The following is a 13,454-nucleotide window of genomic DNA, read 5'->3' as shown; positions in this document are numbered from 1 at the left end:
AATATACTTACGGATTTGCTGATATCCGGATTCAAATACCTGCCATGCAAAATTCTCGTACCGACATCACCGACAACGATGTTTTATATGAAGACAACCACCTGATTGCTATTAACAAGCGGGCAGGCGATATTGTGCAGGTGGATGATACCGGCGATGAACCTTTGGATGAAAAGGTAAAAAGGTACCTGGCTCAAAAGTATAACAAACCTAATGGCGCCTTTTTAGGTGTAGTGCACCGTTTGGATAGGCCCGTAAGTGGCGTTATCCTGTTTGCCAAAACCAGTAAAGCGCTTGATCGGATAAATCAAATGTTTAAAACGCGCGAAATGCGTAAGACCTATTACGCCGTGGTACGCAACCAGCCTAATCCGCCTTATGGTGATTTGGTACATTGGCTGGTTAAAAATCCGCAAAAAAATGTAACCAAAGCCCATGACCACGAAGTAAAAGGAAGTTTACGCTCCGAGTTACATTACCGTATGGTGGGCGAACTGCAAGGCTACTATTTAATCCAGGTAAACCCGATTACTGGTCGTCCGCACCAAATACGTGTACAGTTATCTACCCTAAACTGTCCCATAGTAGGCGATAACAAGTATGGCTACCCACGTGGCAGCTTAAAGAAAAGTATTTGCCTGCATGCCCGGCGTCTGCAATTTATACATCCGGTTAAAAAAGAACCCATCGATATCATTGCCTCTCTGCCTAAGGATGGTTTCTGGGACAAGTTTGTTCATTTGGTTCATGAGAAAGATGATGCCATCACTTTGAAAGGACAAGCAGAATAAGCTGCTATCATAATTATTAATCGTTCCCTAATTAGAAAGGCCGAAAATTAGGTCGGCTGATTAAAGGCGAAAATGACCAGGGAATAGAAGATAGGATGATAAGCAGTGCAATGGTAAACCATGTAACCATCGTTTTAAATTTTTGCTGATCGGTAGCTTGGCGTTTAGCTTTTGCCGAGCCTATGGTAATTAGCGTAACAGCTGTGAGCATCATCAAGCTGTGTTCCATCCCGAAAAAACGGAACTGCCGATCGTGTACAGCCGTGCTGAAATGATCCCGGAAGTATTCTGTTAGCGGACTAATAATGTACAGCCAAACGCCCCAAGTAAGTTGTATATGCGCTATCGTAGCCGTAACATGCCGAACGGTGTTATCAAACTTAGTGAAAGGCAAATGCTTGTGTTGCCCCCGGTAAGCACGGTAAATAGCATACATCAGGCTGATCAGAACCAACCACCGGGTAAGCGAGTGTAGGGCTAAAAGGGTAGGGTACATATCAAGCTAATTTAAAAACTATTTACGAAACCAAGTAAATACCGACGGCGCTTTGCAAAAGAACCACAAGGCCAGTAAGCTATCACAAACCGCACATCCGGCTGATGAAGTGGGCAAAAAGGGGATGATGGGACTACCATATAAATGATGCATTACATCCCAGCCTACGTGCAATAACCAACCTGTTCCTATAAAATAATAATGCCTAAAGCCAAAGTAAGCTAAAGCCGTCATGGTAGCGCAAAAAGTAAATTCCCATACACCTAAGCCTCCGCTCAAATAAGTTGCACTGGCTCCAGCAATAAGTAAAGCGTTAAATTTTTGTCGTTCAGGTTCTCGAAATAGGGATAACAAGGTAATGGCTACTAGTGCTACAACAATTGCCATGAAAGCATCTGATAAAGAAAAAATTTCAGTAGTAGTATGTGTCATAACTTTAACATTGATCTATGCAAAAGTATAAAAACATACCAATTGGTATGTTTTTAATGAAAAAAAATTATTTCAACGTTTCTAAGTATATTTTAAGCTCATGCAGGTAAGTGTGGTAACAGTCTGCTCCTAATATTTTACCCAAGTTGCGTATACCACCATAACCTGCCATAACAAACGTGGCTACTTGCGTGGCATTTACTTCATTATGTATTTTGCCGGTTGTTTTACCGTTGTTTATACATTGTTCAATAGCTTTTTGCCATTGTGCAACCAACTTGGATAAGGCTTGATGAAAAGCTTCATTTAAAGGCGACATTTCTTCGATCAGGTTAATAGCCGGGCAGCCATACTTTACTTGAAAAAACGGATTGCCAATTAACAGGGCCTTCATCATGGTATATATTTCTTCGGCTGGATCCTGACCGGCTTCAAGAGGGTGCACTAAAGCCTCGTACATACCTGGGTACATGACATCGTTAATCATGGCCAGGCCCATTTCATCTTTATTTTTAAAATGGTAAAAGAACGCACCTTTAGTGACCTGCGTAGTGGCAATAATATCATCAACGCTGGTAGCCTGATACCCTCGGGTATAAATCAGTTGAAAAGCCTTCTGCAGTATATTTAAGCGGGTAGTTGCACCTTTCGACATAAACGTGTAAGCTCGTATTGCGTGGCAAATATAAGCAGGTAATATTCAGGTTCAGCTATGAGCTAGACCTTTAAGCTTGGTTTTGGCAGCCCTGTTTACAAAGCTAGTACCTTATTCCAGATGGTTTCATCTACCGGAATACCCTCCTGTAAGTTCTGGGCCCTGATTCTTAGGGTGCTTTCACCGGGGTAGCGTATGGCATGGCCTTCATGTTCGGGCGTACTGGTTTTAGTATAGCTGATAATCTGCTCAATCAAGTTTTGAGTCATTTCATCAGAGTTAGGCTTAATGCAAATAAATACCTGCGATACGCCATACTCTGCCTGGCTCTGGGTAACTGCTGCTGTAGATTGTCCCCCGCTCAGGATAGTTACCAGCAAATCCAGCATCATAGATAAACCTGAGCCTTTCCAAAACCCTACCGGCAATAACCGACCCGATTCTACAACTTCACCGGCGTTCAGCGTTAACTCTCCATTTCTATTGTAGCCTCCGGGTAAAGGTAACTCTTCACCACTGGCCTGGTATTGCAGCAGCTTGCCAAATGAATACTGCGAGATAGCCATATCTAAAACCACATGCCCACCTTCACGAGGTACGGCAATAATTAACGGGTTATTACCCAACCGCGGATCAATGCCCCCCAAGGCGGTAAGTTGGCAATTGTGTTGGTAAAGCAAATGCCGATGCCACCGGCTTCGGCAGCCTGCCATCCGTAGGTACCGCCTCGCATCCAATGGTTCGTGTTTCGTATAGCTACACAGCCTATACCATGTTGCCGGGCTAGGTTAATGGCGCGATCCATACAAAATTGAGCATTGAGCATACCAGGGCCCAAATTGCCATTCCAACGTTCCACTAAACCCAAGCCTTCTTCGGCTGTGGGTTCGGCATCGGGCTTTATATAGCCTTCTTTAATGTATTGCACAAACACCGGGAAACGGTTAAGCCCGTGCGTGTAAATTCCATTCAGGCTGTTGTCGGCAAAAATAGAGGCGCAGGCATCTGCTTTGTCATCATTAAAGTTAAGTTGCAGCAGTACGCGTTTAAATTCGGCCTGCATGGTGTCAAATGGAATGCGCATGCTGTTTGAAATTTATTAATTGGGCAAACCACGTTATACCCGCTTTATGCTAAAACCATATTTAGCAGCAGTGGTTTTAAGATATCATACACCAAATAAAAACCTATGGAAAGCACACAAACAAATGCTGATGGTAAGTTGACCTCAGGAACACACTTATCCTACTGGACGGATAGTGTTGAGCCGTTGCAATATGCCAAACTTGGCGCCGACATCAAAACCGATGTGGTAATTATAGGCGCCGGTATAGCTGGCGTAACCATTGGCTACTGCCTGGCCAAAGCCGGCAAGCAGGTAGTTATTGTGGAAGATGGCTATGTAGGCAGCGGCGAAACCGGCCGTACTACCGCCCACCTGGTTAATGCGCTTGATGACCGGTATAGCGAAATTGAAAGTTATTTTGGCGAAGAAGGTGCCCGCAATGCAGCCGAAAGCCATACCGCAGCTATTGATTTAATTGAAAAAATTGTACAAGAAGAAAATATAGATTGTGATTTTAAACGGGTAGATGGCTACCTGTTTCTGCACCCAACTGATAAGCAACAAACTTTAGATGAGGAACTACAAGCTACCCAAAAAGCCGGTATTGCTACTGAAATGGTGTACAGCGTTCCGGGTATTCCAGTGGAAAAAGGGCCAAGTCTAAAGTTTCCGCACCAAGGTCAGTTTCATCCTTTAAAATATTTGAGGGGAGTAGCCGAAGCCTTTGTTCGTCTTGGTGGAAAGATATTTACTGAAACCCGTGCAGATAAAGTAGAGGAGGGGCTGGTAGAAGCCAATGGCCATAAAATAGAGGCAGAAAGCGTGGTTGTGGCTACCAATACGCCTGTTAACGATTGGTTTACCATGCACACCAAACAGTCACCATACCGTTCGTATGTTATTGTGGCTAAGGTGCCGAAAGATAAAATTGAACCTGCTTTATGGTGGGACACTGGCGATAAGGATTCGGTTTGGCCTACTATGCCTTATAACTATGTGCGTACCCAGCCTTACAACGAACAGTATGATTTGCTGATACATGGCGGAGCCGACCATAAAACCGGGCAGGCCAATAAAGAGGAAGAACCGGAAGAAGGCAGATATAAACAATTGGAAACCTGGCTGCGTGAGCGTTTCCCGCAGGTTGAAGATATTGTATACCGCTGGTCGGGCCAGGTGATGGAGCCGGTAGATGATATGGGCTTTATTGGTAAAAATCCGGGTAATGAGAAAGTATATATCGTAACCGGCGATTCAGGTAATGGCATGACCCATGGTACCTTAGCCGGGATATTGATTACAGACCTGATTATGGGTCGGGAAAACCCTTGGACTAAACTGTACGATCCGGCCCGGATAACGGTTAAGCTGCGAACTGCCAAAACTTACCTGGAAGAACAGTACACCACCCTGAGCCAGTTTGTAGATTACTTGCTGCCATCCGATGTAGAATCGCTGAAAAGCATTAAGCCTGGTGAGGCCGCTATCGTGGGCAAGGTGAAGAAAGTAGCCGTTTACCGTACACCCGAAGGTCGTTTTCAAGCGTATAGCGCCATTTGCCCGCACATGGGTTGCGTGGTGCAGTGGAATAACGATGAAAAATCTTTTGATTGCCCGTGCCACGGTTCACGCTTTACTTGCGAGGGTAAAGTAATTAATGGGCCAACCAAACACGATCTGGAATCAGTTGCTGTGCCTGAACAGCAGTAAACTTATAGGTGTAGTGTTACAGGTGTTACATGTTTCAGTGTGTAACACCCTGTAACACTGACAAGCCATTGGCAGTGGTGGCACTGTTTCGTCAGTACTTTAACGAACAGTAACTGTTCGATTATGAACGGTTATTGTTCGTTACTTATATAATATTGTGCTGATATACAATACTTTGAAGGTTTGGTGCGTGGTATGCGATGAAAGAGTGTTAACATCTTGCCGTCATGTTTAAAAACTACTTTACCATTGCTTACCGGCATCTGCTGCGTAACAAAGTTTTTTCACTGATTAGTATTGCTGGTTTAGCCATTGGCTTTGCTTGTGTAATGTGGATCAGCCTGTACACAAAAAATGAACTGGCTTATGATGGCTTCATTCAAGATGCCAACCGTGTATACCGGGTAAACATGGAAGGTAAAATGGGCGATAGCGAATTTAATGCTGGCTACACACCACCACCAGCTGGCGATGCCCTCCTGAACAACTTTCCGGAAGTAGAAAGTTATACCCGTATTTATCGGCCCGGCAATCAGCTCATTCGATATAGCAGCGGCGACACGTACAAGGCATTTACCGAAAGCGGCATGTTTGCGGTAGATGCAAACTTTTTACAGGTACTTACTTATCCGCTAAAGCAAGGCAATGCGGCTACCTGCTTGCTACAACCTAATTCCATTGTTATTACAGAGGCTATTGCCAAAAAATACTTCGGTAATACGGATGTAATAGGCAAGTTGCTGATGACCGATGTAAGCAAAAATCCTTTAAAAGTAACCGGCGTATTGAAAGATGTGGGACCGCAATCCTCTTTAAAGTTTGATATGCTGATACCTGTTCAAAACTGTGGCGAAGTAAAGTATTTTAGCTGGAGCTGGGTTTGGCTGAATATGGCTACCTATGTTAAACTTAAACCAGTTGTGGCGGCCAACCCGGATGTGGTAAAAAACATGGAGGCTAAATTTCCGGCAATGGTGAAAGTACAAGCGGCTACAGCCTTTAATCGTATCGGTCAGCATTATGAAGCGTTTCTGAAAAAGGGTGGACGGTGGAACTTACATTTACAGGCTTTAAGAGATGTCCATCTGCGGTCAGCCGGTATCACATCAGCCATTACCAATCAGGGCGATATTAAGAATCTGTACATTTTTGCTGCCGTTGGGTTGTTTGTAATTACACTGGCCTGCGTTAATTTTATTAATCTTTCTACCGCCCAAGCTGCAAAGCGAGCTAAGGAGATAGGCGTACGCAAGGTGGTTGGTTCTGGCAAAAAAGCACTTGTTCAGCAATTCCTGACCGAAACATTTTTGTTCGGCTTAGTTTCTATGGCTTTAGGCTTGGTGTTGATTATTGCAATAATACCTTTGTTCAACCAGTTATCTGGGAAGAATTTTCAACCGCAGATGATGTTTAACAGTTTCTACCTGGCTTTGATGGTTGCGTTAATTGGGGTAGTTACTTTTCTGGCTGGTGGTTACCCTGCTTTTTACTTAGCATCGTTTAAGCCGGTTAGTGTGCTCAAAGGTGCCGGTTTATATAAAACCGGTATGGGCGTATTGAATATCCGTAACGGTTTGGTTGTTTTTCAATTTACGGTATCTACCGCGCTCATGGTATGTACATTGGTGGTTTACCTGCAACTGCATTATATTCAGAACCGAGACTTAGGTTTCAATAAAGAGAATGTTGTTGTGCTGCCTAATGCTGAAAAGCTGGGTCAAAGCGAAGAAACCTTCAGGCAGGAACTAGCTGCCATGCCGCAGGTGAAAGCGGCAAGCATCTCTACCAGTATATTTACCAAAAGCTCTTTCGGCGATTTTTATGTGCCTGTAGCTAACCAGACAGAACCCCATGTAGCCAAAGATATTACGTTGAACTCTTACCTGGTTGATCAGGATTTTACCGCAGCGCTCAACTTGAAAGTGTTAAAAGGCCGATCATTTAACAAAAATTTTAATGATTCTTTATCCGTAGTTCTGAACGAGGCTGCTGTAAAGCAAATCGGCTGGAAAAATCCGATAGGTCAGTACATACGTTATCCCGGAGGGAAGTATGAAGCCTACAAAGTGGTAGGCGTAGTGAAAGATTTTAATCTGGAATCATTACATGATATAATTACTCCTTTTGCCTTATTTAACCAATCATCTAAAAGTTATGATACCCATACTTCTTTTGTGATTGTGAAATTAAAGGCAGGTAACCCAGCAGCTACACTTAGGCAAATAGCCACTAAGTGGAAAAACTATAACGCTGTTGAACCTTTTGATTACACTTTTTTGAACAACGATTTAAACGCTTTGTACATTACTGACCAGCGTACAGGCAATTTGCTGACTATATTTACTTCACTATCCATATTCGTTGCCTGCCTCGGCTTACTAGGGTTGGTAGTATATACTGCCGAGCGCCGTACCAAAGAGATCGGCATCCGTAAAGTGTTGGGAGCATCTGTGGCGCAAATTACCTTGTTATTGTCTAAAGACTTTGTGCAGCTGGTACTATTAGCCATCCTGATTGCTTCACCCATAGCTTGGTATGCTATGCACCAATGGCTGCAAAACTTTGCCTATCATATAGCCATCAGCTGGTGGATATTTGCCGTAGGCGGAATGCTGGCTATTGTTATAGCTTGTGTGACGCTAAGTTTCCAATCGGTAAAAGCAGCTACGGCCAACCCAGTTAAAAATTTGAAAACAGAATAAAAGATGCTTGATTGTAATTAACCTTGGCTAGCAACGTTATACCAGTATTTGCATTTAGAGCTGTTTTGATAAAACGTTAGTTTGTAATGTCAGCAGTTTTCAGGGAATTTATACTTTTGTAAGGTGCATATCCTAAAAAACAAGTTTTCGGTTTTATTTGTACTAGCTGGTATTTTGCTGGTATGCTGGTTAACTAATGCCTGCAAAAAGCAGGATGAACAAGCCAGTATTACTACTTTTTTAACGGGTTATGGCTCGTGGCAGCTGGCCTCGTTGCAACGGTATAACTATAGTGGCGATACGCTTAAAACTACTGATACTTTAAATACCGCCTGTATGTACACACAGACGGTCAACTTTAATGATGCTGGTACTTATATGTATAATCACTTTAATTGTGCAACCGATTTAAAAAACGGTAACTGGCATTTTAGTACGGATAAGTTGGTGCTTTTGTCTGCTACGCAGTTTAAAGTAGATACAGGATTGGTTATGCCTTTTAAGTATGCACGGATTGTTAACCTGGGGCGTAACTCATTGGTGTTGCAGCAAACTGACACACCAACCAAATACCAGTCAAGTACGGTAAAGAAGTACACCGTAATGCGATACGGTTTTATTCACATAGCCGATTAAGTAACCGCTATTTTATAGTATTAGTCTGCTTTTTGGGTAAAATGTTATTTTTACCCGCAACTAAATATCAATGATCTTGAAAACCAGAGTTGCTGTTTTGGCATCGGGCTCGGGCTCGAATGCACAAAAAATAATGGAGTATTTTAAAGGGCACGCCCAAGGCGAAGTTGTGCTGGTGCTGAGTAACAACCCTAATGCTTATGTGCTGCAAAGGGCTGATAACTTTGAAATACCCACTCATGTATTTACCCGTCATGAATTTTACCAAACTGATGAGGTAGTCAGATTATTGCAGAATATGCAGGTAGATGTAATTGTGCTGGCAGGTTTTTTATGGCTTGTGCCCGCTTCTTTGTTGCAAGCATTTCCGAATAAAATTATCAATATCCATCCTTCGCTATTGCCTAAATATGGTGGTAAGGGCATGTATGGCGATCATGTACATAAAGCGGTGCTGGCTAATGGTGAGGCAGAATCAGGCATCACTATTCACTTTGTAAATGAGCATTTTGATGAAGGCGAAATTATTCATCAGGCTAAATACAAAATTGAGCCGAGCGATACGCTGGAAATAATTAAACTCAAAGGTCAGCAGCTGGAACATCAGCACCTGCCCAAAGTAATAGAAGGTTTATTAAGCAAAATGCGTGGATAACTCATCATTGCTCATTTAGCAGCAATACCGTAAAACAAAAAAGGAGGCACTTGGAAAGTGTCTCCTTTTTTGTTTTACGCAAACTGTCGTTAGTCGATCAGTTTAAAGCTTTTTTGTAGCCGTACATCATCTGATGCGCTGCCGATGAATAAGTCAAACATACCAGGCTGGCTAACCCAATCCAGGTTGTCGTTGTAAAACGAAAGCTTGTCTTTGTTGATCACAAAGGTGATGGTTTTGCTTTCGTTAGGTTGCAACATTACTTTCTGAAAATCTTTTAGCTCTTTCACCGGGCGAACAGGCTGAGCAACTACATCGCGCAGGTATAACTGCGCTACCTCTTCACCTGCATACTTACCGGTATTTTTAAGGGTGAAAGATACCTTTAGCTGGTCGCTGTTGTGCAGCGAATCCTGGCTTAATTTCAGGTTGCTGTACTCAAAAGTAGTATAACTTAAACCGTAACCAAAAGCATACTTTGGTTTTTTAGTTAAGTCGATGTAACCGGAGCTATAGTTCGATACGGCATTATCTTGAGCCGGGCGACCGGTATTTAAATAGTTGTAGTAAACCGGTATTTGTCCTTCCGTTTGCGGGAATGTCATAGGCAGCTTGCCGCTAGGGTTGTACTTGCCGTACAACACATCGGCAATGGCATTGCCACCCTCGCTACCCAGCCACCAGGTATAAACAATAGCCGGAACGTGGTCGGCAGTCCAGTTGAATACCAATGGTCGGCCCGCCATTACTAATACAATAACCGGTTTGCCGGTAGCTTGTATGGCTTTAATCAAATCTTCCTGCACGCCCGGTAAGTGAATATTGGCACGGCTTTTTGATTCACCGCTCATGTTGGCTCTTTCGCCCACAGCCATTACCACTACGTCGGCACTTTGGGCAGCTTTAATGGCTTCTGCAAAGTTTGCTTTAGAAGTATCGGTCACATCGCAACCTTGAGCATAAACTAATTTGGTGTTGCCGGCTTGCTTTTGCATACCTTCAAACAGCGATACAATATGGTCCTGGTTTTGCCACTCTACTGACCAGAAACCTTTCATGTCGCTTTCTGCTTTCACCAATGGGCCAATTAATGCGATAGATTTGGTTTGTTTAGCTAATGGCAGCAGTTGATTTTGGTTTTTCAATAATACAATACTCTTGCGAGCAACATCACGAGCTGCTTCCTGAAATTCTGGTTTGTTCAGGGTTTTCTTTTCACACGCAGCATTACTGAAACGGTACGGGTCATCAAATAAACCTAACTCATATTTTTTGCGCAGAATACGTCTTACCGCATCGTCAATCAATGCAATGTTTACTTTGCCATTGTGCACCAGGGCGGCTAAATGGTTGATATAGCTACGGCTTTCCATATCCATATCACTACCAGCATGTATGGCAAAGTCGGCAGCTTCGTAATTATTGGCGGCATAGCCATGTGGCACCATTTCACCTATCGATCCCCAATCGCTCACTACAAAGCCGGTAAAGTTCCATTTACCTTTCAATATGTCGCGTTGCAGATAGCTGTTGCCGGTAGCCGGTATGCCATTTAAAGTATTAAACGAGTTCATGAAGGTGGCTGCGCCAGCATCTAAAGCGGCTTTAAACGGTGGCAGGTAGTATTGCCACAACGTTTGCAGGCTCATATCTACACTGTTATAATCACGGCCACCAATGGCAGCACCATAAGCGGCAAAGTGCTTCACGCAAGCCATTACCGCATCGGTATGCCCCAAGCCTTCACCCTGAAAGCCGGTTACACGAGCCTTGGCAATCATAGAACCCAGGTAAGGGTCTTCGCCGGCGCCTTCCATTACACGACCCCAACGCGGATCACGCGATAAGTCAACCATGGGGGCAAAAGTCCAGTGAATGCCCGAAGCGGAAGCTTCAGTAGCAGCCACCCGAGCCGATTTTTGTATAGCTGTCATATCCCAACTGGCAGCCTCGGCCAGCGGAATCGGGAAAGTTACCCGATAACCATGAATAACATCCTGACCAAACAATAGCGGAATTTTCAAGCGCGATTGCATGGCGGCTTCCTGTAAAGCACGGGTATGTTCATATCCTCTGATGTTCAGCATCGAGCCGATTTTGCCATCCTTTACATCCTGTAGCTTGTTGCCTTTGTTGGTAACCGGGCCGGTTACTTCCCAGTCGCCGCTGTATTGGTTAAGCTGGCCAATTTTCTCGTCGAGCGTCATTTTGGCCATCAAATCGGTAATCTTGCTCTCAATTTGTTCTGGCGAAATCTGCTTTTTACTTTGCGATATCACCTGATGCGTTTCTATCAGGAGCAATGGAATAAGGAGAAACTTTTTAAACATAATAGGTATTTGAAGCTGCATAGTTAAAGTTATTTCAATTATTTTAAAAGCAATTGCAGGTATTGTTTTTACAACCCTGCTTATTCTTTTAGGGGGGCTACAGTAGTTTGCGGCATGCCATATTCATCTTATCAGGTAATTACTATCAGGGTATGTTATAGATAAATTTAGAAGAGTGCCTTTATGATACTCTTGTGCCAAAAAGTTTCATATTCCGGCGTATATGCACGAGAAATTACACTATGCTTTAACTGGTTTTAGCTTTTACAGGCTAAAAAGCGTTCAATGAATTGTTTCAAAACCTTGTTTTATAATAAATTGTGATAAAAGTATGGCGTAGATGACTATTAAAAATAATGTTCAGCAACTGGACTTATTTTATCTTGCTAAAAACCACTACCTTTGCGGCTCAAAAAACACCGTTGCTATGAGCCAGTCTGTTCAAATCAAAAATGCATTAATTTCGGTTTATTATAAAGATCATCTGGAACCCGTAATACAAGAGCTAAAACGCTTAGGGGTGAAGATATACTCAACAGGTGGTACCGAAACATTTATACGCAGCTTAGGCGCTGATGTTATTGCTGTAGAAGATTTAACTTCTTACCCTTCAATTTTAGGAGGCCGGGTAAAAACATTGCACCCTAAAGTGTTTGGCGGCATATTGGCCCGCCGCAATTTTGAAAGCGATGAACAGCAACTGGCACAATACGAAATACCGCAGATTGATTTAGTGATTGTGGATTTGTATCCGTTTGAAGAAACCGTGAAATCGGGTGCCGGGCAAGATGATGTGATTGAGAAAATTGATATTGGTGGTATATCCCTGATTCGTGCGGCTGCTAAAAACTTTAAGGATGTAGTGATCGTAGCTTCTAAAAACGACTACAACGATCTGGAGAATATCCTGAAAACACAAAATGGCGAAACTTTTTTTGATCAGCGCCGCCGGTTTGCACAGAAAGCATTTAATATTACTTCCGATTACGATACGGCTATTTTTCAATATTTTAACCAGGATGAAGAGTTGCCGGTATTTAAAAAGAGTATACAGCAAAGCCAGGTTTTACGTTACGGCGAAAACCCGCACCAGCAAGGCGTTTTTTATGGTAACCTGGATGCTATGTTTACCAAACTGCATGGCAAAGAACTATCTTACAACAACCTGGTTGACGTAGATGCTGCCGTTGCTTTAATTGACGAGTTCACCGACCCTACCATTGCCATTTTAAAGCACACCAATGCCTGCGGTATAGCTACTCGTTCATTTATTAAAGAAGCCTGGATTGATGCTTTAGCCTGCGATCCGGTATCGGCATTTGGTGGTGTTATCATTGCTAATGACGAGATTAACGCTGAAACGGCGGCCGAAATCAGCAAGATATTCTTTGAAGTATTAATTGCCCCGGCTTATACCGATGAGGCTTTGGAAATACTAAAAGAGAAAAAGAACCGTATTATACTCATTCGTCAGCGCGTGGAGCTGGCTGTTAAGCAGTTTAAAACTTTATTAAACGGCGTAATTGAGCAAGATAAAGATTTGGTGATTGAAGGTCCGGATCAAATGACAACCGCTACCGACAAGCAACCTACCGAGCAGGAGTTAAAAGACTTGTTCTTCGCCAATAAAGTAGTAAAGCATACCAAATCAAACACCATTGTACTGGTAAAAAATAACCAGTTGCTGGCTAGTGGGGTAGGGCAAACTTCAAGAGTAGATGCCTTGCGCCAGGCTTTGGCTAAAGCCGAAAGTTTTGGTTTTGATGTAAAAGGAGCCGCAATGGCTTCTGATGCTTTCTTCCCGTTCCCGGATTGTGTAGAGATTGCTGCCGATGCTGGCATTACAGCTGTAGTACAGCCTGGCGGCTCCATCAAAGACAAAGAATCAGTAGCAATGGCTAACCAAAAAGGAATAGCTATGGTTACTACCAGTGTACGCCATTTCAAGCATTAAAAACCAGGCCTGTGGCTGCCTTGAAAA

General features: G+C 43.2%; 10 protein-coding genes and 1 pseudogene. 6 read left to right on the top strand and 5 right to left on the bottom strand.

Features of this window, described 5'->3' with window-relative positions; genetic code table 11:
- The first annotated feature begins 44 nt into the window (after nt 1-44).
- Nucleotides 45-791: an RluA family pseudouridine synthase gene (locus HH214_RS03125; protein WP_169605959.1), complete on the top strand. Its 747-nt coding sequence runs from the start codon at nt 45-47 to the stop codon at nt 789-791.
- 31 nt (nt 792-822) lie between these two features.
- Here the strand turns inward: HH214_RS03125 and HH214_RS03120 are convergent, their stop codons facing one another.
- The 4 genes and pseudogenes from HH214_RS03120 to yiaK form a co-directional block, all read right to left on the bottom strand.
- Nucleotides 823-1,287, bottom strand: a complete 465-nt coding sequence (locus tag HH214_RS03120) for a hypothetical protein (RefSeq protein ID WP_169605958.1) — start codon at nt 1,285-1,287, stop codon at nt 823-825.
- Between the two features lie 18 nt (nt 1,288-1,305).
- On the bottom strand, nt 1,306-1,674 hold the full coding sequence (locus tag HH214_RS03115) for a DUF6010 family protein (protein ID WP_169605957.1): 369 nt from the start codon (nt 1,672-1,674) through the stop codon (nt 1,306-1,308).
- 112 nt (nt 1,675-1,786) lie between these two features.
- Nucleotides 1,787-2,374, bottom strand: a complete 588-nt coding sequence (locus HH214_RS03110; protein ID WP_169605956.1) for a TetR/AcrR family transcriptional regulator — start codon at nt 2,372-2,374, stop codon at nt 1,787-1,789.
- A 95-nt stretch (nt 2,375-2,469) separates the two neighbouring features.
- Nucleotides 2,470-3,437: pseudogene (gene yiaK / locus HH214_RS03105) on the bottom strand (3-dehydro-L-gulonate 2-dehydrogenase).
- Between the two features lie 126 nt (nt 3,438-3,563).
- Between yiaK and HH214_RS03100 the strand changes: the two are divergent.
- The 4 genes from HH214_RS03100 to purN all read left to right on the top strand — a co-directional run bounded on the left by HH214_RS03100 (nt 3,564) and on the right by purN (nt 9,143).
- Nucleotides 3,564-5,150: an FAD-dependent oxidoreductase gene (locus HH214_RS03100; protein WP_169605955.1), complete on the top strand. Its 1,587-nt coding sequence runs from the start codon at nt 3,564-3,566 to the stop codon at nt 5,148-5,150.
- 227 nt (nt 5,151-5,377) lie between these two features.
- Nucleotides 5,378-7,852 carry an ABC transporter permease gene (locus HH214_RS03095; protein WP_169605954.1) on the top strand — a complete coding sequence of 825 codons (2,475 nt, stop codon included), beginning with the start codon at nt 5,378-5,380 and terminating at the stop codon, nt 7,850-7,852.
- Between the two features lie 123 nt (nt 7,853-7,975).
- On the top strand, nt 7,976-8,488 hold the full coding sequence (locus HH214_RS03090; protein ID WP_169605953.1) for a hypothetical protein: 513 nt from the start codon (nt 7,976-7,978) through the stop codon (nt 8,486-8,488).
- Nucleotides 8,489-8,564: 76 nt separating this feature from the next.
- Complete coding sequence (gene purN, locus HH214_RS03085) at nt 8,565-9,143, top strand: phosphoribosylglycinamide formyltransferase (protein WP_169605952.1); 579 nt, start codon at nt 8,565-8,567, stop codon at nt 9,141-9,143.
- 89 nt (nt 9,144-9,232) lie between these two features.
- Here purN and bglX read toward each other — a convergent pair whose 3' ends face one another.
- The gene (gene bglX / locus HH214_RS03080) at nt 9,233-11,494 is read right to left on the bottom strand and encodes a beta-glucosidase BglX (RefSeq protein WP_248282191.1); all 2,262 of its coding nucleotides are present in this window, start codon (nt 11,492-11,494) and stop codon (nt 9,233-9,235) included.
- A 406-nt stretch (nt 11,495-11,900) separates the two neighbouring features.
- Between bglX and purH the strand changes: the two genes are divergently transcribed.
- Nucleotides 11,901-13,427, top strand: a complete 1,527-nt coding sequence (gene purH / locus HH214_RS03075) for a bifunctional phosphoribosylaminoimidazolecarboxamide formyltransferase/IMP cyclohydrolase (protein ID WP_169605950.1) — start codon at nt 11,901-11,903, stop codon at nt 13,425-13,427.
- Nucleotides 13,428-13,454 lie beyond the last annotated feature (27 nt).

Source organism: Mucilaginibacter robiniae, assembly GCF_012849215.1.
Classification (GTDB): domain Bacteria; phylum Bacteroidota; class Bacteroidia; order Sphingobacteriales; family Sphingobacteriaceae; genus Mucilaginibacter; species Mucilaginibacter robiniae.
The sequence above is the reverse complement of the archived record's forward strand: the minus strand, read 5'-3'. Positions and strand labels throughout refer to the sequence as shown.